This window comes from Cohnella sp. OV330, assembly GCF_900112065.1.
Taxonomy (GTDB): domain Bacteria; phylum Bacillota; class Bacilli; order Paenibacillales; family Paenibacillaceae; genus Cohnella.
Genome location: NZ_FOKE01000003.1, coordinates 210,483 through 234,215 on the forward strand (window position 1 = coordinate 210,483; position 23,733 = coordinate 234,215).

Annotated in this window: 28 protein-coding genes and 1 pseudogene; 21 read left to right on the plus strand and 8 right to left on the minus strand. The window is 47.4% G+C overall.

The genetic code is table 11. From position 1 onward, the window contains the following. Nucleotides 1–139 precede the first annotated feature (139 nt). Together BM235_RS08015 and BM235_RS08020 are read left to right on the plus strand one after the other, a co-directional pair. Nucleotides 140–592, plus strand: coding sequence for a hypothetical protein (locus BM235_RS08015; protein WP_090111426.1), 453 nt, complete (start codon nucleotides 140–142; stop codon nucleotides 590–592). Continuing rightward, nucleotides 589–1,167 (plus strand): hypothetical protein, encoded by a 579-nt coding sequence (locus tag BM235_RS08020; protein WP_090111428.1) that lies wholly within the window; start codon nucleotides 589–591, stop codon nucleotides 1,165–1,167. The genes BM235_RS08015 and BM235_RS08020 overlap by 4 nt, the downstream gene beginning before the upstream one ends. Nucleotides 1,168–1,244: 77 nt before the next feature. On the opposite strand, the gene BM235_RS08025 is transcribed toward BM235_RS08020, so the two are convergent. Further along, the gene (locus tag BM235_RS08025; RefSeq protein ID WP_158543697.1) at nucleotides 1,245–2,684 is read right to left on the minus strand and encodes a serine hydrolase domain-containing protein; all 1,440 of its coding nucleotides are present in this window, start codon (nucleotides 2,682–2,684) and stop codon (nucleotides 1,245–1,247) included. Between the two features lie 745 nt (nucleotides 2,685–3,429). Between BM235_RS08025 and BM235_RS08030 the strand changes: the two genes are divergently transcribed. From BM235_RS08030 to BM235_RS08090, 12 genes and pseudogenes are all read left to right on the plus strand, one after another. Then, nucleotides 3,430–3,963, plus strand: a complete 534-nt coding sequence (locus BM235_RS08030) for a VOC family protein (protein WP_143106650.1) — start codon at nucleotides 3,430–3,432, stop codon at nucleotides 3,961–3,963. A 300-nt stretch (nucleotides 3,964–4,263) separates the two neighbouring features. Beyond that, the gene (locus tag BM235_RS08035; RefSeq protein WP_090111434.1) at nucleotides 4,264–4,803 is read left to right on the plus strand and encodes a histidine phosphatase family protein; all 540 of its coding nucleotides are present in this window, start codon (nucleotides 4,264–4,266) and stop codon (nucleotides 4,801–4,803) included. Between the two features lie 43 nt (nucleotides 4,804–4,846). Further along, nucleotides 4,847–5,635: a class I SAM-dependent methyltransferase gene (locus tag BM235_RS08040; RefSeq protein ID WP_255374282.1), complete on the plus strand. Its 789-nt coding sequence runs from the start codon at nucleotides 4,847–4,849 to the stop codon at nucleotides 5,633–5,635. A gap of 64 nt (nucleotides 5,636–5,699) precedes the next feature. Beyond that, nucleotides 5,700–6,503, plus strand: coding sequence for a class I SAM-dependent methyltransferase (locus BM235_RS08045; RefSeq protein WP_090111436.1), 804 nt, complete (start codon nucleotides 5,700–5,702; stop codon nucleotides 6,501–6,503). A 531-nt stretch (nucleotides 6,504–7,034) separates the two neighbouring features. Beyond that, entirely contained in the window at nucleotides 7,035–7,496 is a 462-nt protein-coding gene (locus tag BM235_RS08055) for an NUDIX hydrolase (RefSeq protein WP_090111438.1), read from the plus strand. Nucleotides 7,497–7,584: 88 nt separating this feature from the next. Continuing rightward, on the plus strand, nucleotides 7,585–8,610 hold the full coding sequence (locus tag BM235_RS08060) for an aminoglycoside phosphotransferase family protein (protein WP_090112220.1): 1,026 nt from the start codon (nucleotides 7,585–7,587) through the stop codon (nucleotides 8,608–8,610). A 143-nt stretch (nucleotides 8,611–8,753) separates the two neighbouring features. Then, nucleotides 8,754–9,283 (plus strand): annotated as a pseudogene (locus tag BM235_RS08065) (HAD family hydrolase). A gap of 185 nt (nucleotides 9,284–9,468) precedes the next feature. Then, nucleotides 9,469–9,882 (plus strand): type I phosphoribosyltransferase, encoded by a 414-nt coding sequence (locus tag BM235_RS08075; protein WP_199408922.1) that lies wholly within the window; start codon nucleotides 9,469–9,471, stop codon nucleotides 9,880–9,882. A 241-nt stretch (nucleotides 9,883–10,123) separates the two neighbouring features. Beyond that, the gene (locus BM235_RS31620; protein WP_143106651.1) at nucleotides 10,124–10,663 is read left to right on the plus strand and encodes a hypothetical protein; all 540 of its coding nucleotides are present in this window, start codon (nucleotides 10,124–10,126) and stop codon (nucleotides 10,661–10,663) included. A 193-nt stretch (nucleotides 10,664–10,856) separates the two neighbouring features. Beyond that, nucleotides 10,857–11,411, plus strand: a complete 555-nt coding sequence (locus BM235_RS08080) for a 2'-5' RNA ligase family protein (RefSeq protein ID WP_090111445.1) — start codon at nucleotides 10,857–10,859, stop codon at nucleotides 11,409–11,411. Between the two features lie 428 nt (nucleotides 11,412–11,839). Next, nucleotides 11,840–12,400: a hypothetical protein gene (locus tag BM235_RS08085; protein WP_090111447.1), complete on the plus strand. Its 561-nt coding sequence runs from the start codon at nucleotides 11,840–11,842 to the stop codon at nucleotides 12,398–12,400. Between the two features lie 690 nt (nucleotides 12,401–13,090). After that, complete coding sequence (locus BM235_RS08090) at nucleotides 13,091–13,456, plus strand: DUF3221 domain-containing protein (RefSeq protein WP_158543698.1); 366 nt, start codon at nucleotides 13,091–13,093, stop codon at nucleotides 13,454–13,456. A gap of 140 nt (nucleotides 13,457–13,596) precedes the next feature. On the opposite strand, the gene BM235_RS08095 is transcribed toward BM235_RS08090, so the two are convergent. Continuing rightward, a complete protein-coding gene (locus BM235_RS08095) occupies nucleotides 13,597–14,943 on the minus strand; it encodes an amidohydrolase family protein (RefSeq protein ID WP_090111451.1) in 1,347 nt (448 codons plus the stop codon). A gap of 157 nt (nucleotides 14,944–15,100) precedes the next feature. Here BM235_RS08095 and BM235_RS08100 point away from each other — a divergent pair, with 157 nt between their 5' ends. After that, nucleotides 15,101–15,529: a MarR family winged helix-turn-helix transcriptional regulator gene (locus BM235_RS08100; RefSeq protein WP_090111453.1), complete on the plus strand. Its 429-nt coding sequence runs from the start codon at nucleotides 15,101–15,103 to the stop codon at nucleotides 15,527–15,529. Nucleotides 15,530–15,645: 116 nt separating this feature from the next. Here BM235_RS08100 and BM235_RS08105 read toward each other — a convergent pair whose 3' ends face one another. The 4 genes from BM235_RS08105 to BM235_RS08120 form a co-directional block, all read right to left on the minus strand. Then, a complete protein-coding gene (locus BM235_RS08105; RefSeq protein ID WP_090111455.1) occupies nucleotides 15,646–16,425 on the minus strand; it encodes an SDR family NAD(P)-dependent oxidoreductase in 780 nt (259 codons plus the stop codon). A gap of 90 nt (nucleotides 16,426–16,515) precedes the next feature. Further along, nucleotides 16,516–16,863 carry an ArsR/SmtB family transcription factor gene (locus BM235_RS08110; protein ID WP_090111457.1) on the minus strand — a complete coding sequence of 116 codons (348 nt, stop codon included), beginning with the start codon at nucleotides 16,861–16,863 and terminating at the stop codon, nucleotides 16,516–16,518. Between the two features lie 120 nt (nucleotides 16,864–16,983). Then, nucleotides 16,984–17,418 (minus strand): VOC family protein, encoded by a 435-nt coding sequence (locus BM235_RS08115; protein WP_090111459.1) that lies wholly within the window; start codon nucleotides 17,416–17,418, stop codon nucleotides 16,984–16,986. Nucleotides 17,419–17,440: 22 nt separating this feature from the next. Beyond that, nucleotides 17,441–18,016, minus strand: a complete 576-nt coding sequence (locus BM235_RS08120; protein WP_177244211.1) for a helix-turn-helix domain-containing protein — start codon at nucleotides 18,014–18,016, stop codon at nucleotides 17,441–17,443. Between the two features lie 159 nt (nucleotides 18,017–18,175). Between BM235_RS08120 and BM235_RS08125 the strand changes: the two genes are divergently transcribed. Together BM235_RS08125 and map are read left to right on the plus strand one after the other, a co-directional pair. After that, nucleotides 18,176–18,523 (plus strand): VOC family protein, encoded by a 348-nt coding sequence (locus BM235_RS08125; protein ID WP_090111463.1) that lies wholly within the window; start codon nucleotides 18,176–18,178, stop codon nucleotides 18,521–18,523. A 172-nt stretch (nucleotides 18,524–18,695) separates the two neighbouring features. Continuing rightward, nucleotides 18,696–19,442 carry a type I methionyl aminopeptidase gene (gene map / locus BM235_RS08130; RefSeq protein WP_090111465.1) on the plus strand — a complete coding sequence of 249 codons (747 nt, stop codon included), beginning with the start codon at nucleotides 18,696–18,698 and terminating at the stop codon, nucleotides 19,440–19,442. Nucleotides 19,443–19,562: 120 nt separating this feature from the next. Here the strand turns inward: map and BM235_RS08135 are convergent, their stop codons facing one another. Next, the gene (locus tag BM235_RS08135; RefSeq protein WP_090111467.1) at nucleotides 19,563–20,390 is read right to left on the minus strand and encodes an SDR family NAD(P)-dependent oxidoreductase; all 828 of its coding nucleotides are present in this window, start codon (nucleotides 20,388–20,390) and stop codon (nucleotides 19,563–19,565) included. A 157-nt stretch (nucleotides 20,391–20,547) separates the two neighbouring features. Here BM235_RS08135 and BM235_RS08140 point away from each other — a divergent pair, with 157 nt between their 5' ends. The 4 genes from BM235_RS08140 (at nucleotide 20,548) to BM235_RS08155 (ending at nucleotide 22,810) form a co-directional block, all read left to right on the plus strand. Continuing rightward, nucleotides 20,548–21,450 (plus strand): LysR family transcriptional regulator, encoded by a 903-nt coding sequence (locus BM235_RS08140; protein ID WP_090111469.1) that lies wholly within the window; start codon nucleotides 20,548–20,550, stop codon nucleotides 21,448–21,450. Nucleotides 21,451–21,568: 118 nt separating this feature from the next. Beyond that, nucleotides 21,569–21,925, plus strand: coding sequence for a YciI family protein (locus BM235_RS08145; protein WP_090111471.1), 357 nt, complete (start codon nucleotides 21,569–21,571; stop codon nucleotides 21,923–21,925). Between the two features lie 31 nt (nucleotides 21,926–21,956). Beyond that, nucleotides 21,957–22,415 carry a VOC family protein gene (locus tag BM235_RS08150; RefSeq protein WP_158543699.1) on the plus strand — a complete coding sequence of 153 codons (459 nt, stop codon included), beginning with the start codon at nucleotides 21,957–21,959 and terminating at the stop codon, nucleotides 22,413–22,415. 56 nt (nucleotides 22,416–22,471) lie between these two features. After that, a complete protein-coding gene (locus BM235_RS08155; RefSeq protein ID WP_090111475.1) occupies nucleotides 22,472–22,810 on the plus strand; it encodes a VOC family protein in 339 nt (112 codons plus the stop codon). A gap of 98 nt (nucleotides 22,811–22,908) precedes the next feature. On the opposite strand, the gene BM235_RS08160 is transcribed toward BM235_RS08155, so the two are convergent. After that, the gene (locus tag BM235_RS08160; protein ID WP_090111478.1) at nucleotides 22,909–23,721 is read right to left on the minus strand and encodes a DeoR/GlpR family DNA-binding transcription regulator; all 813 of its coding nucleotides are present in this window, start codon (nucleotides 23,719–23,721) and stop codon (nucleotides 22,909–22,911) included. Nucleotides 23,722–23,733: the final 12 nt, after the last annotated feature.

Here is a 23,733-nt window from a genome sequence, read left to right on the forward strand (position 1 = left end):
GTTAACGAACGGTGATTGCTACTTGAATGTGTTTAGCCTGCCGGCGCAAACCGGCGGGCTTTTTTTATTGATGAGCGGTTCAAGCAACTTTTGATCCGAATGGATTCGTTCTAACTCATAATGGAAGGGGATGGATAAGATGAGAATCCTTATGCTTGTCATTTTGCTTCTGAGTATCGCTGCGACAGGGTGCGCGAGCGGTACAGGCGCGAATGGAAAAGTCATGCTGGACGGAAAAGAAATCGTGTCCGTCAAGCTGGAATGCGCGGACTTTTGTAAGCGTGCGGGGACGCCTCCGTTTGCGGAAAAGACTTTTACGAAGGAAAATGGCGATGCGCTGAAGGTATTCCATAAGGCGATCGTTAACGCGGAAAAAATGAATGGCATGCTGGATTATGGCGTCACTTTTTTCATGTATCTCGCGTTCGAGGACGGCACGCAAAAGAAATACGTACTCAACGTGGCAGACGAAGACGGGATGAATGGCTTGCTCGTGGATACGGAGGAGAGCAGCCAGGGATATACGATATCGAAGGATCTCACGAGTGAGTTGCGAAGCGTTATTTATGGGGGGAGTCGTAGCGAAGGATGAAATTGAGAAGAAATTTACTTGCCGCCGCTTTTGCACTTGTGGTCGCTATCCTCATCAGCTACAGCTATTACAATCAGCATTATTCCGAAAAAGCCATCTTAGCTCATGTTACAAGCCGAGATGGATACAGGCTTGATATGATTCAAGAGCAAGTGCCTATCGAAGTCTTTATCAAACCTGAATGGATCGCTTTTCAACCCGATGAGCGAAAAGACTTGGAAATAAGCTTAGTTCAGGCTCATCACACAACGATTCTTCTTGACGACGTATGGCACAGAGGGAAATTCGCAAACGACATCTATTTTAGCTCTCATGCTGTTTTTAACCTGAAGTTCAAATCCGGAGAGTTCTTGTACAATGGCGTTTTTCATGAGAACGGTTCTTTTTCATCGCCATCCCCGGGAGAAATAACGATTTACGATATCAATAAAAACAAGATACCAGTGGGCCAGCTAGGATTCGGTCCGGGCGCCGATTTTTCCTTTGGGATCTCGCTTGAAGACCAGAAACGGATTGAGAACGGATTTTATGTCAAATACACGGGTTATATGCTATACCATTATTCGAAAACCTGATACAAGGACGCGAGCCAATCCACAGCCTGCCTTTTTTCGGCAGGCTGTGGATTGGCCCGGGGACGGATCGCCGGAACTTATCGGCTTGATGCTGTCTCCGCTTTGCCTTCGAGCGTCAATTCCTTCGGGACGAACAAACTGTACTCGCTATTATAGGCGATCCGTAGAGCGTCTCCGTCGAAACGGCATCGGTACGTCTGCACGAAGGCTGTCTCGACCGGCCGAACGGCGAGCAAAAAGGTTTCCTCGTCTATCCAACCTCCGCTAGCCGCTACTATCGTGACACCGTCCGATGCCTTCCATTCATTTAACGTCCATGCCGGACAGCCGTACTTCAATATGCGCTCCTGTCCGTTATGCGTCCATACGACGGAGCCGCCCTGCTCGTCTTCGCGCAACTCCACTTCCGAGAGGCCTAAAGCATTGTCGGCCAGCCGGTAACGGACGCCCGACTTGTCTTGCCGCCCGCGCGGCGAGATTCCGGAAAGCCCCGCCATATGAAGCGAGGCCAGCCTGTCTACGAGCGCTTGGCTTGCCTCTGCAGAGGACTCGATCGCATCCGTTTCTTTATTCAGCGCCGGCAGCAGGCCGTCCCATACCGCATTCAAGACGGGCTGCATGTCGTTTACGGCGCTCGTAATCGCGAGCACCGCATCTTCCTTGGGGAATACGAAGATGAATTGGCCGAAAGCGCCATCCGCGCGATATGCTCCATGCCGGCATCGCCAGAATTGATAGCCGTAGCCTTGATGCCAGTCGTTATCCGGTTCGCTGCCGTTCTCTACGCGTTTGCCCGTAGATGCCTCGACCCACTGCTCGGATAGGATGCGGCGGCCTTGCCACTTCCCTTTGTTCAGATAGAGCTGCCCGAGCTTCGCTAAATGCTCCGTCTTCGCGCTAAGTCCCCATCCGCCGACCGTGATCCCCTTCGGACACGCTTCCCATTTGACGCCATGAATGCCAAGCGGCTCGAACAATCTCGTACGTGCGTATTCGAAGAGGGATTGGCCGGTCGCCCGCTGAACAATAGCGGACAGCATATACGTGGCGCCGCTGTTGTAGACGAAAACCGTACCGGGCGTATGCGCGACCGGCAGCGCTAGAAAGGCGCGCACCCAGTCCTCATCCGCCGTGATCGCGGGAACCGTGTCCGCTTGATGTCCGCTCGACATGGTGAGCAGATGCTCTACCGTCATGGACGCGAGGCGCTCGTCCGGATTCTCCGGCGCAAACTCGGGGAAAAACGAGAGCACCTTGTCCTGAACGGTCAGCAGCCCCTCATCCACCGCGATGCCGACGCAAGCCGAAGTAAAACTTTTGCTGATCGAATTGGTCAGCCTAAGCAGATCGGGCGAATACGGCTTCCAACCGCCTTCCGCAACGACCGTACCGTGACGGAGCAGCATGAACGTATGAATTTCGCCGCTGTATTCCAGGCGATCCAGGAACGCAAGCAGATCAGAAGAGCGGACTCCCTGCGCTTCGGGGGCGCTACGCTTTAATTCGAGACTTTCCATTTTGAATTGCCCTCCTTCGAAATCCATCGAAATATATAAATGATTCGAAACTTATCGAAATATACTATCAATCATAACCTTTCTTCTGGTTTGAATCCATGTCTAAATTTCGAATTCCATTGAAATATCCGCGCGCAACGGCAGTCACTGCAAGGGTACGGAGTCGGCTCTTCGCAACGAAGCTCGCCGGCCAGTACGATCGATGGTTCCGCGAGATCGAGCAAATGGACTGCGACGCCGCATCGTTCTTTCCATCAGTTTTGAAAGTCTGACATGGCCGCTCCTTTACTTTTTGCTTTTATGAGAACGAAACCATGGTAACATTGCTTTATAGGAAGTGGAAATTACTGGGCGAGAAGGTTTTAAGGAGGAAACTCGTTGAAGCTAATCTTTGTGGAAGGAATCCCTGGATCGGGAAAGTCGTCGACTGCCAGATTCATATCTCTGCAATTAGAAAGGAACGGCATCCACGCCGAACTCTTTCATGAATCGACTTACCCGCACCCGATTCGGCAGCCATAAACTAATGCCCAGAGACAAAAATAAATTTTACTTAAGCAACATTAGTTTGTCGTTAGAATTTTTGCCGAATGAACCTTTTAGCCCGCGTGAAGTTATTCTCTATGAGAAAGATATTGTCGGTAACCGTGCTGACACTGGAACAAAATTTATGAGGATAGAGGAATTGTAAGGAGGGCTTGATTGAGCGTTTACGGTGGGGATCGGGCGTTCGGAGCTTACTTTTGTGCTGACCCATGACGCCGAGGACCCTTTTTATCATTTTGCATTCGACATCCCTCGCAATAAAATCGATGAATCCATAGCTTGGCTACGATCGGCCGGCGTTAACATCTATGAGTTCCCGGACCATAGCGACAGGGTGTATTCTAAATCCTGGAATTCAACCTCCGCCTATTTTTGTGACCAGGGAGGAAATATAGTTGAGTTTATCGCCAGACATAACTGCGGCCATGACATACATACGCCATTTACAGGTGAAAGTCTTTTAAGTATTAGTGAGATCGGGCTAGCCGTTACCGATATCAGTGATATTAAAAACGTGCTGCACGCTAATTATTTCTTGAATGAGTTTAAGGATGGCAATGAGTCGTTTGCTGCGGTAGGCGACGAAGAAGGATTGTTTATCTTGTCGGCGATCCAAAGAGTCTGGCTGGGTTCCGATAAAAAAGCGCAAGTTTTTAAAACTGAAGCAATCGAAGGTACTCATGCAGGTGCATACGCGGTTGGAGAATATCCATACAAGCTCATTTTTAAGTAATGTTCCCGCATGAGCCGGGAGAATTGTCCAAGCCGACATAAGTCGCCGTGCCGTAGCGGCATTGTCGTAGAACATGTACCGGAGCGCCCATAGGATGGCGTAAACCCCAGCGCCAGGGTGAGCAGCATACTCGGCAATATGAATACGTAAGGTTGGATTTTTTTCATGGTCCTGCAACCCTCAAAACATGCAGAGGATTATGGGGTGTTGGATCATGCGCCTATAACAAAAAATTCCCGTTTTTGCGTTTTTAGCTGGGTCACGCGGAAAAATGCGATATTGAAAACGAGGAGGGAACGAATGACGCAATTTTATTTAATTCGCCATGGAGAACCTCATTGGGAAATCAATGAGCAGTATAAATTAAAGGGTCATGGCCGGGACTTGGTGCCTTTAACGCCTAAAGGGATTGAGCAAGTATACGCGGCGGCAAAGGATGACCGGCTGCAGACGGCTAATGCGATTGTTTCGTCCCCGTATACGAGAGCGCTTCAAACGGCTGCGATATTATCGAAGGAGCTCGGATTGGATGTTGTTGTCGAATTTGACTTGAGAGAATGGCAACCCGATCTGACTTTTGAATTCGATTCGTTGGAGAGGCTCAAAGAGCTTGGAGATGATTTTGACCGTCATGATGGAGTTTATCCTTCAGGCGAAACCAAACTGTGGGAGTCGAAGGAACTCCTAAAAAACCGCATAGAGAAAGTCATTCATAAGTACCTAGCATATGAAAAGGTGATTATCACTGGTCACGGCATGGCATTCCGCACTTTGGTCGGCGAGATCGGGGAGATCCCGCACGCATCGATTATCGAATATGCTGTGAAGCAAGATGACTAATGTCAGGGCAACTATTGCAAAACAAGGAGATGGTATTTTGAAGATGCTCACGGACCCTACGACACATGAAGACTGGATACCCCCGCATACGCTTCCTTGGTACGAGCAGCTGGGCAGATTGTCCGGGCAATATTCCCTCCCATGGAACGCATCCATCCCAGAGCCAAACGCTGAAGCTATTTTTGAAGAAGAGGTTGCTAAACTGGTTGAAAATCAAATGGTATTGGACATCGGCTGCGGTCACGGGGACTTCACCGTCCGGTGGGCGCAGCAGGCTAAGGAGATAGTAGGAATCGATATTACAAGCGACTTTATCAAAACGGGGAATAGCCATTCCTTTAAAAACGTTGCTTTTATCGTCGGCGATACAAAAAACAAGCTTCCCTTCAACGACAATGAATTCGACTTCGCTTACAATCGCAAGGGGCCGACTTCGGCTTTTCTTGATCTAAAAAGGGTCATCAAAAGCGGAGGTCGGATTATTTCTCTTCATCCCGGCGATCGGCTTTCCCCTGAACTGTCTCGACTTTTTCCTCATTTGTTTGAACCGTCGTCCGAAGAAAAGCCGATCTTGGAAAGAATCAAACGGAGTTTAGAGAGCGGGAGACTTCTTGAGCAGACGACTATCGAAATGATTATCGGTGCGTCTTATTTGAAATCTCCTCTCGACGTCATTAAGGTACGCTGCTTCGGTCAAACCTCAGCCGTTCACGAAATGGTTATTAGGGAAAGCATGAACGAGATTGAGGAGATATTCTGCAAGCATGCCACTAGCGATGGTCTAGCTGTCACTAGCCAAGCTTATATTGTACGTGGAACTGTTAAGAAATGACGGCTTCAAATGGATCATATCAAGTTTGATCCGTCATTGAACAAGGAACGAAGGAGACGACGGCATGAACAAAAATTCTGCGTATAGAACAAACATAATAGGTGGTGATGAGGTTAGTGCCGTCTCGTTCGACTTGGATAAGCGCATGATTCATGAGACAAACACCTTATTTTGGGATACAGAAGGTAATGATATTTTAGGAGCAATCTCGCTTCCGTTATACGGAGCATTTATTTCAGAAGAAGTGTGCCAGCTTTTTGGCGATGTTTCGGGAAGAAAGGTGTTGGAAATAGGCTGTGGAAGCGGACAATCCTTGCAATACCTGGGGGAACGCCAAGCATCCGAACTATGGGGGATCGATCTATCGGAAAATCAAATCGAAAAGACAAGGCAGCACTTGACGGGGCACGGACTTTCAGCGACATTAATCTGTTCTCCCATGGAAGAAGAATGTGGCATACCAGAGGATTATTTCGATTATGTTTATTCGATATATGCCATAGGTTGGACAACCGACCTTGAGGGAACTTTTCGTCGAATTGCTACTTATCTAAAAAAAGACGGTGTTTTTATCTTTAGTTGGTCTCACCCGATACACAAATGTGTTGCTGTTGAAGATGATAAGTTTGTTTTTAAAAAAAATTACTTCGATGAATCTTGGTATTCGGTAACTCTCGGCGAAAATACGCTAACGTTATCGGACCGCGAACTATCCACCTATGTGAATGCTTTAGCAAAAGCGGGATTTGTCATAGAGCAAATGATTGAGGATTCCGATGAAGAAATTATGCAATCGCAAAACAACGATTTTGCAAAAAAAGCGAAGATGCTTCCAGTGACCTTTGTCATCAAGGCACGAAAGCTATAGTCATTATAGTAAGTGGAGGACGGAGGAATTAAGGATGCCTGAACAAACAGTAGCCGGTAGGCTAGAAGCGTTAGGAATCATTCTACCCAGCGCCAGCGAACCAGCAGCAAAGTATGCAAACTTCGTAAATGTAAACGGGCTATTGTTCGTTTCGGGGAAGGGCCCTACAGGAAACCCAAAGGGTAAATTGGGCGAGAAATATACGACTGAGGAAGGGTATCAATTTGCAAGACAAACCGGGCTCGAAATGCGGACGCTAACTTTGAAGAACACCATAAAGTGTTAAATGGTTGCTCCGATCTTATGCTTGATGTTTTTGGAGAAAAGGGTATTCATGCACGTTCAGTTTTTGGAGCTATTTCCGTTAGAGATAATCTTCCCATCATCATTGATACCATATTTGAGGTTGAAGAGTAGGATGGTAGTGGTGGTTTCGAATTGAAGAACCATTTGATGTGTCCACTGCGCAAATCGAGAACGATATTATGGAAGAAAGAAGAATACATATCCTATTATTAAGGAGCTATCATCATGGGTTATGTCATGGAGTTAAGACAACTTATAGGGACATATCCCATAATCATGGCCGGCGCTTGTGTGTTATTAATTGACGATAAGAATCGCTTATTATTACAACGTAGATCCGACAATGGTTTATGGGGGTTGCCTGGTGGCTCATTAGAGCCAGGAGAGAGCCTTGCACAGGTAGCTAAGAGAGAACTTTTTGAGGAGACTGGTTTAATCGCGAACTCATTAACCTTGTTTGATGTGTTTTCGGGAAACGAGTTTTATTATAAATATCCTCATGGTGACGAAGTGTATAATGTCGTGACTGCTTATATATGCAATGATTATGTCGGCACTTTAGAATCGGATGGTGAAGAAGTGATGGAATTACGTTTCTTTGATTCTAAGGAAATTCCATCTGAAATCAGTCCGCCTGATTTACCAATCATCGAGCAATACCTGTTAAAGCGAGGAACTATTGTATAAAGGTAAATCACAAGGCTGCCACGAAATTGTAAGGCAGTCTTGCTTCGTTTTAAGAAGGATTTGCGATGCTAGGAAAATGGAGGAATACATGGATATTAAACTTGATAAGCTGATTTATGCTTTAAACCAACAGTTCAAGAAGGATATCATCGCTGTCGACTGCCAGACTATGCCGTTACAGGGCGGAACCGTGGGAAATGTGTACTTGGTATCGGGGACGGCAGAAACCGCGAAAGGCGAAAAATTGTCGTACCGTATCGTACTGAAAATCCAGAAGAAATGGGAGCGTTACGGCGATCCGGGTTCCTGGCGTCGAGAATATGATCTCTATTCGTCTGACTTGGGAGCGACTTTCTCGGAAGCCCTCCGCTGGCCGACATGTTATCATGCCGAGTTCAATGCTGAAGTCAATGAATACGATCTGTGGCTGGAATATATCGATGGCGTAACCGGTTTAAACTTGACCGGTGACATGTACGAGAAGGCTGCGCTTGAGTTAGGGCGGTTTCAAGGCAGGCTGTATGCAGAGCAACCTTCCGTGCTGCAGAGCCTGACCAACCTGAGCCACGCAGATCTCATGAAGAATAAGTATTTGCATTACAGGTCATGGCCGGTCGTCTACGACTATATACGATCGGAGGATTGCGAACTGCCGCTGCACGTGCGGCAAATGCTCATCGACATCGATGAGCAAGCAGACGACATATTCGCCCGTATTGAAAAATTGCCCCTCGTACTATGTCACCGGGACTTCTGGGTAACCAACCTGATCTATGCGGACGGGAGCTTCGCGCTCATTGATTGGGATACCAGCGGATGGGGCTATCTGGGCGAGGATCTCGCAAGCCTGATCGCGGACGAACCCGATATCGATCACATGATCGAAAGCTACCAACGATGTATCCCTGCGTATTACAAAGGCTTTTTGGAGCATACAGATGTAGCTCGAATCGAGGATCATTGTGTCTACGAGATCATCCTTCTCGTATTCGGATACAGGCTTGTGGAGGGATATCTCCACGCAGAGACTGATCAAGAGAAGATGAATTATGTTCGTACTCTCCAAAAAATCTATGAAATGAAGACCATACCCTTGATGGTCACATCAGCCTGAACTAACAGGGAAGCATATCTCGATCGAGCAGCCTGCCAGATTTAGCGGGCAGGTCAGTTAATCGGCAGAATGAGTAGTGATTGAACTGGATATTTTAAGCTTGGGGGTAAAGGCGAATGGAAGCCATAGCAGTCATTTTCGATATGGATGGCGTTATTATTGATTCTCATTCCGTAGCGTACCATCTACTATGTGCGACCGCAAATGTATTTGGATGTCCCATTGCTGTGGATGAAATAAAGTCATGGGGAAGTTTGAGCGCCAGACAATTTTGGAAGAAAGTCAAAGATGATTACGGATTACCGCATGATCTCTCCGAGTTGATAAAATCCTATGATCAGGATAAAGAAATTCAAATGTATAAGGACATGGCACCAATCGAAGGGGTAGTACAATTTATTTTGAAGCCGTTGTTTGCGACGAAGAAGTTACAAAATCAAAACCGGATCCTCAGATCTTCTTGCTCGCAAGTCAAAAGCTCTCCGTAAAGCCGAATCGTTGTATCGTGATCGAAGATTCTGAGAATGGAAAAGTAGCGGCTAAATCCGCTGGGATGAAATGCATTGGCTTTAAAGGACTGCCTCATGTTAATGAAAATATGGATGGCTGCGAGATGATCATTACCGATTTTGATGACCTCAAAATCGATCACTTCATACAACTTCTCGCATGAAAGGACCTAGAGTCTGTTCTTGATGCTGCGGAAGCATTCCAATTTATAGCGTTTGATCAAAATTAACGCTCCGCGGCAGCCGACCAAACGTCGACTGCCGTTTTTATTGAACGTAACGGACAGGTTGCTTCCAATATGTGCTAACATAAGTAAGAATAAACCTATATTTAGGAGGCAGAATTTCAATGAGTTTTAAAGGCGGATTTATTGAATTTCTATTCAAATCAAACGTTCTTATATTCGGTGATTTTGTAGAAAAGCGGCAGAGAGACACCTTACATGATAAATACAGGGAACTTGGTCCTGCCTATAAAGGAATTCCACTAGCAGTGGCTGCATCGACTGCTCTGTACAATAAATACAAAAGAGATATATCCGTCACTTTTAACCGAAAGGAAAAGAAAGATCATGGCGAGGGTGGACAAATCATCGGTCATATGCCTCAAAGCAACGATCGCATCGCAATTATCGAAGATGTTATCACAGCGGGCACTGCTGTAAGAGAAAGCTTGGATTTGATTGGAACTATTGCGGAGGCTAAAGTAAGTAACGAACTTAATTGTTTCTGTCGACCGTTTGGAAAGAGGACAGAAAAATAAAACGACTATTGAAGAATTAAATGAAGATTACGGTATTCAAACCAGTGCAATTGTGACGATAGAAGAGATTCTCGCTTATCTTCATAATCGAGAAATTGATGGGAAGATTGCGATCGATGGATCAATGAAAAATAAAATAGAAGAATATCTTAACCTCTACGGAGTTCGTTAACTAAATTGGTTTTCTGTTTGGGGGGGGATTGGAACGAAGACAAGGCTAGGAGTGGCAAGTGCTATTTTAATGGTGTTGGTCACGTTATTTTATTATTTTGGCGGGTACAAATTAAACGCATTAAGCGCTGCAAGAGCGAACCCATTTGTACCGAAAGATTCAGTTTTATTAGATAAAGTTAACTATTCATGGGGAAAAGTATTCATTTTCGATTCATCGGATAAGCCAGTTACAGCAATAAGTTACAAGCATCTTGGGTTTTTGTGGGTTTCAACAATGTCCACGTATTCTTTTCACAACGATGACTCCATTAAAACAATCGGCGGAATCATATATTCGGACGATAAAGGCAGAGCAGCGACCGTTCTAAGCGTTTTATCGAATGAGCCAGCGATATCTTATTTAGAGGTTGGACCTGAGGGGAATAGATTAAGAAAGAAAGCCGTATTAAATGAACCGATCACTTTTTATTGGGATCAAGCAATCCCGTGGAATGATTATAATGCTAAGGCTTTTAATGAAAACGGAAAGATCCTTTACGAATATCGCTATCCTGAAACTAATTATTTTAGATCTGAAGACTTAAAATGGTACCCCGTTTCGGCATGAAATTCGCAAGAAGATTAATCTACTGGGGAACATTGGATGACATCAAATATACGACGGCAGCTGATGTGTGGTTGCCGTTTCTTTTAAAGGACAAATAACGTTGGCAAAACCAAGCTGAGAAAGAAGGAGCACTAAATGCTAGATGATCGACATGATTTGGGAGTAAGGTAATAAACCAATAAAGGGGAGTAAAATGGCGTTTTTCATAGGAATCGTTCCACCTGAAGATTACAAAGAACAAATTTCGGTATTTCGTAATAAATGGGCTAGGGCATTTCGAAATCTTTGGGATAATAACGGATTTAGGAGTCCTGTAGAGCCTCATATTACTGTTAAACTCTCAAACGGACTTACGGAGGATATGAATTGGCTGGAAAAGGTAAGAGAAACGTGTTCTTCGTTTCCAATCTTCCAGTTAGCTTTGTCTGAACCAGGAACATTCGGAACAGCGGTTACATTCCTTAGCGTTGAATCGAAAGAGATATACAATCTACACAAGAATTTGGTAGATGCGCTTTCCCTTCCGCCCGAACTTATTGACAGTACTATAGAGCTGGATAACTTCATTCCACATTTGACTTTGGGTCAAACAAAATGGGGCATGAATGAAGCAGAAATCATAGAAATGAAATGGGCTGCGAGAGAAGCATTACCTCCTTTTCCAAGCTTCGATGTAACATTCGTGAGGGTATTTGATATCAAAACAAACGCACCTTTTGAAGATATCAAACTTGCCAAGTTATTCTAATCAGATCATTGAGCGATCCCCTCTAAATTATGAGAAATGAAGGTGACACGTATTAATGAGGGTGAATAATATTAATAAAAACAAAAAAAATGTTATTCTCTATCCTAACTTCAACAGCATTTTCGATAATTGGACTTATATTAATATTTAACGGGTTACTACACGGAAAAGATAATGCAATTAATAACTCGAGACCCCAAGGAGCATCCAGTTGGACGACATCCAATGAAGCAATCAGAGCTTATACATACATTCCAGTTATAAGTGGCGGACTGTTGCTTTTATTCGCAGTAATCATATTTTCCGTTACATTTTATTTTTAGATGAAGCATATACCAGAGAGCTTAAGCAAAGATTAACAAATTGACGCATCGAACTAACAGGATGCCTTCCTTTAACACTGCTTTTAAATAGGGGGCGTTATGAATATGAGAAAGGTATTATTTTCGCTCGCAGTCATCATCACTCTTGGTGTTGGCTATCTATACCGAACTTCCGTGACATATTCCATAAACAATAGTAATAAGGCTATTGACGTAGCGATCGAAAGCTTCTTGAATAAGGGAAGGATTAACGAAGAGCCAAAAACGATTGATATTCGACTTACAAAGGATATCGCAAACAAACGCATTGTCCTGTTTACATTGGATGACCAGACTGGCGTTGCAGAGTTAAGCCGTGGGAAAAACGGCAAATACAAAATTGGGAATGTCGGGTATGGGACCAATTGGATTCGTCACCGTGTTATTCAGACGAACAACGGAGTCTATTACCGAGCGGCAGGTAAAAGAGAAGGCATTGGCCGGATCCGCGTATATCTTGGCGAGGAAACCTTTGATATGCCCGTTGGAGACAGTGAGTATTACATAACTTACTTCAAACTTCTAGAGAAGCCCAAAGCTTCAATTGCGAACCGTATGGTCGTTTTTGGTACAGATGGAAGCGAATTGGCGCGATTCGGCATATCGAAAGATGAAGTCATACAATAGATCAACATCCCTGCTGAAAAATAATAGGGATCAATAAGACAGCGCGGCAGCTGGCCACTTGATCGGCTGCTCATAGAGGCAGCTTAACGTAGTGCCTGCCTAGAATATACTAATATCAAAATGAAGCAACAGGCTGGTCGACCAACGAACGATAGATAAATAAAGATGAGGTTGCCATCATTAACGACTGTTTTCACTCACCTAATTTGTAGTGATTGAGGTAAGAGAACACCCATGAAGAAGTCATTAACTATTTTCCTTTTTGCCATGATTCCAAGCATTGCAACTATGGTTTTATTAGTCGAATTCTTCCCATACACGGGTCTTGGAAGAGTTGTGAGCATCCCTGCAACAATATTTGCTAACACCACTTTTTTCATTTTGGTCCTAATTTACACGCGTCGTTTAAAATCCAGAGCACCCAAATATTTATTCTGGATTTTAGCCATATTATTAAGCGTATTATTGACTATTGTCTTACATCCCCAAGAATATTTGCCTAGCGTATTAACGCAACTTTGGGAATTGATGACGCAGGGAGTCTCAATACGTTAACGGGAAACGAAAGTTGACTTCACAGCCTGCCGGATCTTGCCGGCAGGCTATTCAGCTAAAGGCAGGTTGGTGGAACAATCTTCCTTATTAAAGCGTCTTTAAGAAATGTGGAAAATTGTAACGGAGTGCATAATTATGAAAAAGAAAATGATCATTTTAGGGGCTACCCTTTGGATTGTTTTATGCATGATTAGTGGTTGCAGTGCTTCTTCTCCTGAAGCTGAAAAAGGAGACTATGTTATTGATAAGGAAGAACAGAAAATTTTAGTGGCGACGGATATTTCCTCGAATGATGCTGAAAATCACACCTTTTTTGATTTGAAGAAGAGACATGTTGAAATGGTTTATTATATCGTAGAGGATGCGCAACTTTACAATGAAGTGACGATAGGTGATAAAGTTAAAATAACACCTAAAACGAATGACAAAGGCGAATACGTTGTAATGCAGTCTGACCCCCCGCAAGTTATTGCTGGAAAAATAGAAAGGCTGAGCCAGTAAGCGCTGCGCTAACGGGAGAACTAAAAGAAGTAGAACGAATGTGGAATGAGGATGTTTAATTACGCTGACTGGGAACGACCGCGGTATGTTTTTGCGATAAACAAAGGAGGCAGCCGATCAAAGGATCGGCTGCCGTTCATTTACTCGACAGGTTGCTGTTCGGCCGCTTCGGCTTTGATTATCGTTTTTTTCGCGCCTTCGAACCATACGGCTTTAATGGAGAGGGTATCCGAGATATGGGTTGTCGGATCGCCGTCGACCAATACGAGATCGGCACGCGCACCTTCGACTATACGGCCACGATCATGAAGACCGAACCGACGGGCCGGCTTTGAGGTAGCCGACTGCAGCGCTTCGATCGGCGTGAAGCCGGCTTTAACCAGCAACTGTAATTCATGATGCACGCTGGCTCCATGAGCGAGGCCGCCGAGATTCGGAACGGGAACAGGGGCGACATCCGTCCCGACCAGGATATCCACGCCGGCGCGGTGGAGGTCCATCACGTTATTAAAGCTATTTTCCAGTTTGCCTTGCGGAAAGGTATTAAAGCTTGCGTTCAGTATATCGATCCAGTCCGGGCTTAATTTGGAATGAACGCGAGCATCATTCGCCAACTCCGATGCCGGATTCCCAAGAATGGATGAATTCAATACCAGGCATGGCGTGACAAATGCGCCGGAATCGACGATGGATTGCACGACCTCCGGCGCGTACGTAGGCCTGTCGATAAACAGGTGACCCAATCCGTCCACGCCCAGATCGATGGCAGTTTGCGAAGATTGAGCAGTTAATACGTGAGCGATGACCAATTTATCGAACTTGTGGGCTTCTTCCACGGCTGCTTTTAGAATCTCGTCGCTTAATACAGGCAGACCGGGAGCGCCCATGACTGTTCCTTCTTCAATCATGATCTTGATATAGTCGGCGCCATTTTCCACCTGGGTATGCACATGTTTGATCGCTTCTTCCACGGTCGTTACTTGCGGCACTTCTTCATGATCGTGCGCATAAGCCGCTAGCATCGCTTCCCGGTCTTCCTCCGATAGCTTCTCTAATTCCTTTAATATGAAATCCGGAATCTCGCCATCATCGGGCAGCAATTCATCCGGATGTCCACCCGGAGCCGTGATTGCCATTCCTGCAGAACGGACATCGGCGACGTCATCCACGTTTTTCAATTGAATCGCGCGTCCTCTTTCCGTAAAATCACCGTTCATTTCGAGTTCTGTCGTTACGCCGAAAAGCAATGCGTCTCGTAATCCGCCGATGGAAGTGTGGACATGCGCATCGATCAAGCCGGGCAGTAATGTTGCACCCTCAGCATCGATGATCGTTGCATTCGCCGGAATTTCGCCGCCCACCGCAATAATCGTTTCCCCTTTAATGACAACGCTTCTTGATTCGATCACTTTATCGCCATCGAAAATACGCGCATTCGTAATCGCCGTGACTTTTTCTACAGTCGAGCTTTGGACTGAATCGTTCATTTGGTTGTTCCTCCTTGGCGTTATCATTGGAATACTTCGGAGTATAATTGTTAGATATCTAACTGTCAATAAACTAATTATTATTTGACACGAATGCTGGATCTCGATATAGTTTATTTGCTTACAGTTAGCCTTCTAACAATATGGGGGGACGATCATGAAGCCTCGCAAGGATACGCCTTATCTGGATTTGTTCCAGATTATCGGCCTTAAGTTAAAGAAAAAAGCGGACGAGAGCATAAAAGAGCTAGGATTAAACGCTCAACAAGGAAAAATGATCGGCTATATCTACGAGAACCAAGAAACGGAATTAATCCAAAGGGATCTTGCCGATCGGTTTCATCTGCGCGGGGCCAGCATTACGAGCATGCTTCAAGGTCTTGAGCAAAGAGGATATATCGAGCGGAAAATACCGGCTAATAACGAACGGCAAAAAAACATTTATGTTTTGCCAAAGGCCGTTGAATTGATCAAGGACTTTAACGAATCCTTCCAAAAGGTGGAGGATGAAATCGTTCAAGTTCTTTCGGAAGAGGAGAAGCAAACGTTAAAGGACTTGTTGGTTAAAATCAATGAGCGGTTATAAGAAAAGATGGCAGCGGACCTAAGAAGATCGGCTGCCATTTTGGTTTGAACGGGCCTTACGAATAGTGAGGTATTATCGTCCTCGATACTTCCGGCAGGCGTCTTCGGGCTGGCATGTTATTGTTGCTTCCGCTCCAGCACGCTTCGCGTGATTCGAGTGACAAACTTTCTTGGAAAGAAGCGCGGCGCTTGGGTGAGCAACCGGTTTTGGAGTCCCGGGACAACAAACGTCTTTTTTTTCATCAACGCCGCGTATCCAATTTCGGCAACGATTTGCGGACGCATGAGCGTTTTCGAATCGGCAATCTTTTGGCCGTCCATCCTGGATCTGCGGAAAAAATCCGTTTGGGTAGCCCCCGGGCAAAGTGCGGTGACGGTGACTCCGGTCCCTTGCAGCTCATTTGCAACGGCTTCGGTGAGCGAGAGGACGAACGCCTTAGAAGCGGAATAATTTGCGCTGAGTGGGCAAGCGTAAAACGAAGTGGTCGAGCCCACGTTCAGCACGTACCCGCTTCCGCGTTGAACCATACCCGGCAGAAACAACATCATCAGGTGGGAGAGCGACTGGACGTTGACCTGCAGCATCTCCAGCTCTGCGCTTGCGTCTTGCTCATGCAGGAGGCCGAACGAGCCGCTCCCTGCATTGTTGATGAGTACGTCGATCTCGATTTTTAGTTCTTTCAGTCGTTCGTGCAATAATACGGGGCCGGCACGCTGTGCCAGATCAACAGGGATGGTAAGCGCAGTAATTCCATACTGGTCCCACAGCTGCCGAGCAATACGGTTAAGCTTTTCGTTGCGGGATGCAAGTATGACGCGATCATTCTTCCGCGCGAACAGTTCGGCAAATGCTTTGCCGATTCCGCTGGACGCGCCAGTAATCAGGACGGTTTTCATGTCGAGATGCCTCCTAAATAAATAATGTATCTAAAGACCGAATAACTAAATATCTAATTATTTGGTTATTTAGCATGAAAAGAAAGGGCCTCATTCCGCCCCGGCAGTTTTCATTTCTATGATACGTTCCGTCGTTGCGAGGAATTCCTTCAGCTGCTGTACCGGTCCTTCAATATCCAGGGCGTAATAAATCTCGGTGGCTACCTTGGTCGAAGTGACGAGTTTGGCTTGTTTTAAAATTTTCAGATGATGGGAAATGGCGGATCGAGACATCGGCGATCGTTCAACGATCTGAGCGACGTTAAGCGAGTCGTGCTTCGTCAGCATCATAATGATATCTTGGCGGATCGGGTCGGCCAAGGCAAGGAAAACCGGGCTGCATTCCCTCAGTTGCCGATGAACGAGTGACTCCAGCTGCGACGAATGATCGGTTTGCATGTGTGCGTCGTCTCCAAACTTCGTTCAACTAAATAACTAATCTCTTGGTTGTTTGATCTTAAATCAAATTGGCTATAAGTGTCAAGAAATTGCTTTTATGGCGAAGTACCCGCTTTATCATCAAGCGCACGAAAAGGTGACCTCCAAACACAACGCATTGTTATCAAAAAATACGAACGATCCTAACTCAGGGATTTCAATGATTGTGACATCGGCATTGCTCAAGCGCTCGCGTAAGGCTTGTGCGCTGCCTCCGTCCGGCAGCCGTAGAGCTACATGAGGCACGAGGCTTTGCGGATGCGCGTCCGAAGCGCCGAGCGTCGTTTTTTCGATCTGGCGTTCGAAGAAATGAAAGCCCAATGCGTCTTCGTCGTTTGGCTTGACGAAAATGAGACAATGCCGGCCGCGCCCCTGTCGGGAAGGGAAGATCTCGCTGACCTGCATCCCCAACACATCCCGATAGAAGCGAATCGTTGCGTCCAGATCCGCCGTTAGCAAGGCAATGTGATGAATACCTTGCCAGGGGAGTTCGAATGATTGCGCTGCGAGAGACATTTTGCGCCTCCTCCTTCTTTTGTTAGACCATATATAAAGGCATCATGGCATGGCGAAGATCGGGAACGATTGGACCTTGCATTTTTCTCTGTTTGGCTCTTACGAGAAATGCTGTCGGCGTGCAGCCCGCCCATGTCTTGAATTCGTGGATGACGTGGGCTTGATCGTGAAAGCCAAGACGGGAAGCGGCGTCGGCGAATGAAAAAGCGGGCTCTCGAATAAAGGCGTCAAGCAGCGCCTCGAAACGGAGGATTCGTGCGAACATCTTGGGCGATAGGCCGATGCGCTGCTTGAATCGCCGTTCGAATTGGCGCAAGGAGAGCGCGCAGTCGGCGGCAAGTTCATGCATACGAATGTGACCCCGCGCCTCGTAAAGCCGTTCTAGCGCAGACCGCAGAAACATCAAATCGGCATCCGTCCAGCGCGTTCGCGCGTCGTTAAATGGTTGCGAGCCGAGGATTTGCCTGGCATAAGGGCTGCGGCGTACCGTTCCCTCCAAGGTGTGGGCAAGGCCGAGCCAGATTCCGTCGCGCGGGACAGCGAGCGGCATCGTTCTTTCCATGGTACGCCACCTCATCTTTTCTCCTAGAGCGATCATAACAAAGAACGGCATCGGACGTATTGTGAAAAAACGACGTTTTTTGTTTCCAACGTTGCGGCTGCTTGGCAAGATTGATTGTTAAAGGAGTTTGTATTTCGATCTCGAATACCTAAGCAACCGGATTTCCAAAATTTGATGAGTTAGGAGTCGGATGCTGTGATAAAGGGCTTTGGAGGCGTGTTTTGGAGAACCAACGAAGTTGAAGCGTCAAAGAAATGGTACAGCGAAGTGCTGAAGATCGAGATCGATAATTGGAACGGGACGATCATACAGCCGCAAGAAGGCAATCAGACGATCTTTTCCTTCTTCGCCGCGAACGACGGCTATTTTCCCGCCGAACAACAAGTGATGTTGAATTTTCAGGTACATGACCTGGACGAGATGCTTCAGCACCTCGAGCGGATCGGCGTGCCGCTTGCCAAAGAAAAAGAAGTCGGCGATTATGGAAAGTTCGCTTGGATTCAAGATCCGGAAGGTCGACTGGTCGAGCTGTGGGAAAAGTAACGAACTGATTTATATAGGCGGTTGAACCAACGGGGATCGTTCGTTCAACAAGTTGGGGGAGCAGATTGTCGAGGAGGCAACTGCTCCTTCTATATTGAATGAGGAGCCGCTTTAAGGAAACGAGCTTTCATGTGGTAAAATAAATGGACCTGGAAATGTGGAGGGGAATCATATGACGATCGGATCTCAGGACGATATCGACGCGCTCAAGGAAATCGGCAAAATCGTGGCCACGACCATCAGCGAAATGAAGCGTCAAACCCGCGTTGGAATGACGACAAAGGAACTTGATGAAATCGGTGGACGAATTTTGAAAAGTCATGGCGCCGTGCCGGCACCTAAAGCGACTTACGATTTCCCCGGTTACACTTGCATTAGCGTGAATCAAGAGGTTGCGCATGGAATACCGGGAAGTCGAATCATCCGACCCGGCGATTTAATCAACATCGACGTTTCCGCTGAACTGGGCGGCTATTATGCGGATGCGGGGCATTCTTTTCCGATCGCTCCCTACAATCCATCCTTAAAGCGTCTATGCGATTATACGCACCAGACGATGATGAAGGTCATCTCTTCGCTTAAACATGGCGTGAAGTTGAACGAGATCGGAAGGATCATTGAAGCCGAGGCTAAAAAGGGCGGCTACAATATCATTCAGAATCTGTGCAGCCACGGGATCGGGAAATCCCTGCACGAGGCGCCCACAGAGATTCTGCCCGTTTATAACAAGCACGACAAACGCGTATTAAAAGAAGGCATGGTCATCACGATCGAGCCCTTCTTATCGACCGGCGCAGGGTATGCCGTCGAGCAAGGGGACGGATGGACGTTATGCATGCCGGACAACGGCTATGCGGCACAGCACGAGCACACCATTATTATTACGAAGGATCGGCCCATTATCGTGACCGCGGCATAGATCATCGGCATAAACGCGTTTGTTCAATAATCAAGGAGCAGATTGCCGACGCGGCAACTGCTCCTTTTATGATGAAGCTTTTTTGACTTGCACCGTTTACGCGGTTCCATATAAGACTGTTTATCGGCCGCCTTGCGCCGCGTTCGATACGGACTCCCATGCCTCCCAAGCCGCTAGACGCTCGGTAAAGGCTTCGCGTATCAAAGGCAAGACCCCTGCGCCGACTGCGAACCGAAGAGGCGGGTCTTGGGCATCTACGATTTGGAGAATCGCTTCGGCCGTCGCTTGCGGATCGCCTCGTTCTGCGGTCGATAAACGGCCGACCACCCGGTCTCGAAGTTCGTCGTAGGCCTCCAATCCCCGGGATCTCTTCATCGACAAGGCGCTTCCAAAATCGGTTGCAAAGGCGCCGGGCTCGAGCAGCGTCACCTTTATGCCGAAGCCTTTTACCTCTTGCGCGAGGCTATCGTGAAGCGCTTCGAGCGCCCATTTGGAGGCGCAATAGAAGCCGATGAGCGGCGCGGCCACAAGGCCCATGGCGCTCGATACGCCGAGGATGTGCCCGCTGCCCTGTTGCCGAAGCAGCGGCAGGGCGGCTTGGATGACCCGAAGCGTGCCGAAGTAATTGGCGTCGAACAGATCGCGGACGTCGGATTCGTCAGCTTCCTCGGTCGTACCGACCAGCGAGTAGCCGGCATTGTTAAGGACGACGTCCAGCCTGCCGAAATGCGCGTGAGCCTGCCGAACGACCTGTTCAGCCTGCCGGCGATCCGTTACATCGAGCGCTAGGGGGAGGACGGCGTCACCGAAACGCGCCTTCAGATCGGCGATGCTCTCCATTGTGCGGGCGGTCGCGGCAACCTGATCCCCGCGCGAGAGAGCGGCCTCGGCCCAAATGCGCCCGAATCCGCGAGAGGCTCCTGTAATGAACCAGACTTTGTTTTTCATCGTGTATTCCTCCGTTACTGTTAAGTGGCATTGGCTAAGCTTCTGATGCCCGTTCGTTCTCCTCTAATGTTACGACGCAGCCGCTTGATACGGAATTTCAAAAAGGTTAGCATGGTGTTAACTATTGGTTCATGCAAAAAAGGAGAGCCGATCTGAAATGAATGAGCAACTGAAGACGTTTGTTCAAGTGGCGGAGTCCGGAAGCTTCTCTAAGGCGGCCGAGAAGCTATTCATCTCTACGACAGCCGTGATGAAGCAGATGAACTTGCTGGAAAAGCAAGCCGGCGTTCCTCTCTTTAACCGTACCAACCACGGCGTCCGGCTTACGCAGGCAGGCTCCGCCTTTATCAAGGATGCGGAATTTATGCTGCGGTACTATCAGGAATCGCTCATCCGCATGCATCAAGCCGCACAGGCGAATCGGCTTATGATTCGGGTGGGCACATCCATGCTCAACCCTTGTAAAGTTTTGATCGATTTGTGGAATGGCGTCAGCGACCGATTTCCGCAATTCGGAATCAACATCGTTCATTTCGATGATGACGCACATACGCTCCCGACCGCTTTCCGCACGCTTGGTCAATCGTTCGATATCATGGCTGGGCCGTTTCTTACAGATCGCTTGAACGATTGCTATCAAATGCTTGAGTTGGGGAGTTACCGCGTTTGCTTTGCCGTATCCCGGCACCATAGACTGGCCTCTAAAAAGATTCTTACTGCCCAAGATTTGTACGGGGAAAAGTTGGCGGTGGTAAACGGCGGCGAAAGTGCTGCGATCCAAGGCATTCGTGATTTCTTGGTTAGTAATCATCCGCGAATACGAATAAAAGATATTCCGCGCCTCTTTGATTTGGATGTGTTCAATCGCTGCGAGGAAAGCAATACGGTGATGCTGACCTTAGAGGCGTGGGCAGATATTCATCCATCCTTGGCGACGATTCCAAGCGATTTAAATTTTTCGGTTCCGTATGGTTTGCTGTATCCGCTGCATCCGTCCGAAGAGATCCGGCAGTTCATGGAGATCATAAGAGAAATGCAGCGGATTCCAACGCCTGGCTGAATGCAAGAAAAGAGCAATCGAAAAGAAATGAGAAGGCGCTATAAAGGATATATTTAGGACGCGGGAATTTTCGGTTCACAGGGCAATTCACAGAGCAAGCCGCGAAGGAGGAAGATTCATGCTATTTATGTTGATCGTCAAAGCCTCGAGGAATTCGGAGGCCGGAGGTCTCCCAAGCGCCGGGCTCCGTGAAGCCATGTCGAGGTACAACGAGGAATTGATTAAGGCAGGCGTGCGGATTATGGCGAAAGGGCTTCACCCAAGCTCGAATGGGATGCGCCTTTTGTTCCCCCATCCAGGCGGACAGCCGTTGGTTACGGAAGGTCCCTTTTCGGAACCTGAAGATGTGATTGCCGGGTTCATTCTGATAGACGTGAAGTCGAAGGAAGAAGCCGTCGAGTGGGCCATGCGGATGCCGGATCCGCAAGGAGACGGGGAAGGCCGGATTGAGCTGCGTCAAGTATTCGAACCTTGATCGAGGAATGAACTGGAGGGAGGACATGGCTATGCAGGACAATCAGGAACGCGATGAAAAGCTGGAGGACATTACGGGCGTAACTTGTATTTACGTGCCCGTGAATGACGTGTATGCGTCGATTCAATGGTATCGAAAAAATCTAGGGTACCAGCCGGCGAACGACGACCAAGTAGAGCCCGGTATGACGACGGCTATATTAAATGTGCCCGATCAGAATGGCAACCTGCCTTCGCCCGGGTTAAGGCAAGTCGTCCCTGCGCTGTTCCTTCGCCAATCCGATGAAGCTGGCGGTCGATTGCGCTTTTCATGGTCTTTGGACCAAGGCAGACCTCATGCCATCGCATGCTTCATATCGCCGCGGATCGAGGAATTGCTTGAGCGCTTCAAGAAAAACGGCGTACAAATTATAAGCGAACGGGTCACGAGCGGACCTAACATCACGTTCGCGGATCCGGACGGGAACCTCTGGGAAGTCTGGCGGCCATAATTCGTGTCGGTCTCCGCCTTCCGTTGTTACTACCTTTTGAATAAAGGAGTGCGGCCGTGAAGTTAAATCATCTCAATCTAACTGTCAGCGACGTTCAATCCACTGCGGATTTCTTGGTTCAATACTTCGGCATGCAAATCAAACACACGCGCGGCAGCGGCTTCGCTGTCCTATTTGACGATAGCGGGTTTGTGCTTACGTTGATGAAAGGCAAACAAGTCGCGTATCCCGACACCTTTCATATCGGCTTCATTCAACCCAACGAAGAGCAAGTGAACCAGATCAACCAGCGACTGAGAGACGATGGTTTCGACGTGGATCTACCGCAACGCTCCCATGCATGGACGTTCTACGTCAAAGCGCCGGGCGGGTTCTTGGTCGAGGTTCTTCATTAGTGAATGTTTTAAGTTGAAAGAATGGTTCCAAAGCGAGGATTACCATTTATAATGGAAAAGGAGCTGCCTCGCAGCAACTCCTTCGCAGAGGGGATAGATCATCCGGGCCAATGGATCTGATCTATTCCTTTTTTTAATGGGTCTTCGTCGGTTACTCGTGCGATGCAGACCTTGACGCCTTTGCTTTCTATTTCTTCGATGGCTTCCATACTCGCTTCTTCATCCGTGATCAGAAGGTCGATATCGGTAATCGGTCCCTCTTTTACAAAGAAATCAATTCCAAGTTTTTCGTGAGGCGCCAGACAAATCGTTCTCTTGGATATCTCGACAGCTGATCGACCAAGCATGGCTACTTCAGGCGTGGCTGTACTTACGCCATTTTTAGAAATGCCGCCTCCCGTTACAAAACAAATATCTAAAGTGAATTGTCTCAAAAATTCGTTCGCTAACGCATCGGTGATGCTGCCGGAACTTTTTACTTTACCTCCAAGCAAGTACACATCGAGCGCACTGCGATCCTTCAAGGTATTCGCGACCTTAATCGAGTTCGTTACAACTGTAAAAGGCACTTCGGGCAAATACTTAAGCATGCCATAGTGGATTCCCGCGCTGCCGATAAAGACGGTGTCGTTCTCCTTAATGTAGGAAGCGGCGAATTTGGAAATCGCATTTTGATGCGGGGAGCCGTCCTGGTAACGCAATTCAGGCGGAAGAGGCATGTTGCGCACTTTTGAAATGGGAATGGCGCCTCCGTGCGTACGTTTGAGAAGGCCCTTCTCTTCCATAATCGTAAGGTCCCTTCGAATGGAATCGATGGATAACTCGAACAGTTCGGCTAACTCTTTAGCCAGAACACGGCCGTTGTTTTGAAGCAGCTCCAGAATCTTGTCCCGACGCTCATCAGAAAACAATAACACCGCCTC

Bases quoted from the DNA above. Each gene is read 5' to 3' on its own strand.
- BM235_RS08020 (WP_090111428.1), top strand. From the start codon at position 589: ATGAAATTGAGAAGAAATTTACTTGCCGCCGCTTTTGCACTTGTGGTC.
- BM235_RS08120 (WP_177244211.1), bottom strand. From the start codon at position 18,016: ATGATCGCTCTAGGAGAAAAGATGAGGTGGCGTACCATGGAAAGAACG.
- BM235_RS08040 (WP_255374282.1), top strand. From the start codon at position 4,847: ATGCTCACGGACCCTACGACACATGAAGACTGGATACCCCCGCATACG.
- BM235_RS08135 (WP_090111467.1), bottom strand. From the start codon at position 20,390: ATGAAAAACAAAGTCTGGTTCATTACAGGAGCCTCTCGCGGATTCGGG.
- BM235_RS08055 (WP_090111438.1), top strand. From the start codon at position 7,035: ATGGGTTATGTCATGGAGTTAAGACAACTTATAGGGACATATCCCATA.
- BM235_RS08095 (WP_090111451.1), bottom strand. From the start codon at position 14,943: ATGAACGATTCAGTCCAAAGCTCGACTGTAGAAAAAGTCACGGCGATT.
- BM235_RS08140 (WP_090111469.1), top strand. From the start codon at position 20,548: ATGAATGAGCAACTGAAGACGTTTGTTCAAGTGGCGGAGTCCGGAAGC.
- BM235_RS08150 (WP_158543699.1), top strand. From the start codon at position 21,957: ATGCAGGACAATCAGGAACGCGATGAAAAGCTGGAGGACATTACGGGC.
- BM235_RS08145 (WP_090111471.1), top strand. From the start codon at position 21,569: ATGCTATTTATGTTGATCGTCAAAGCCTCGAGGAATTCGGAGGCCGGA.
- BM235_RS31620 (WP_143106651.1), top strand. From the start codon at position 10,124: ATGGTGTTGGTCACGTTATTTTATTATTTTGGCGGGTACAAATTAAAC.
- BM235_RS08085 (WP_090111447.1), top strand. From the start codon at position 11,840: ATGAGAAAGGTATTATTTTCGCTCGCAGTCATCATCACTCTTGGTGTT.
- BM235_RS08035 (WP_090111434.1), top strand. From the start codon at position 4,264: ATGACGCAATTTTATTTAATTCGCCATGGAGAACCTCATTGGGAAATC.
- BM235_RS08105 (WP_090111455.1), bottom strand. From the start codon at position 16,425: ATGAAAACCGTCCTGATTACTGGCGCGTCCAGCGGAATCGGCAAAGCA.
- BM235_RS08100 (WP_090111453.1), top strand. From the start codon at position 15,101: ATGAAGCCTCGCAAGGATACGCCTTATCTGGATTTGTTCCAGATTATC.
- BM235_RS08025 (WP_158543697.1), bottom strand. From the start codon at position 2,684: ATGGAAAGTCTCGAATTAAAGCGTAGCGCCCCCGAAGCGCAGGGAGTC.
- BM235_RS08080 (WP_090111445.1), top strand. From the start codon at position 10,857: ATGGCGTTTTTCATAGGAATCGTTCCACCTGAAGATTACAAAGAACAA.
- BM235_RS08090 (WP_158543698.1), top strand. From the start codon at position 13,091: ATGAAAAAGAAAATGATCATTTTAGGGGCTACCCTTTGGATTGTTTTA.
- map (WP_090111465.1), top strand. From the start codon at position 18,696: ATGACGATCGGATCTCAGGACGATATCGACGCGCTCAAGGAAATCGGC.
- BM235_RS08015 (WP_090111426.1), top strand. From the start codon at position 140: ATGAGAATCCTTATGCTTGTCATTTTGCTTCTGAGTATCGCTGCGACA.
- BM235_RS08075 (WP_199408922.1), top strand. From the start codon at position 9,469: ATGAGTTTTAAAGGCGGATTTATTGAATTTCTATTCAAATCAAACGTT.
- BM235_RS08060 (WP_090112220.1), top strand. From the start codon at position 7,585: ATGGATATTAAACTTGATAAGCTGATTTATGCTTTAAACCAACAGTTC.
- BM235_RS08110 (WP_090111457.1), bottom strand. From the start codon at position 16,863: ATGCAAACCGATCATTCGTCGCAGCTGGAGTCACTCGTTCATCGGCAA.
- BM235_RS08045 (WP_090111436.1), top strand. From the start codon at position 5,700: ATGAACAAAAATTCTGCGTATAGAACAAACATAATAGGTGGTGATGAG.
- BM235_RS08115 (WP_090111459.1), bottom strand. From the start codon at position 17,418: ATGTCTCTCGCAGCGCAATCATTCGAACTCCCCTGGCAAGGTATTCAT.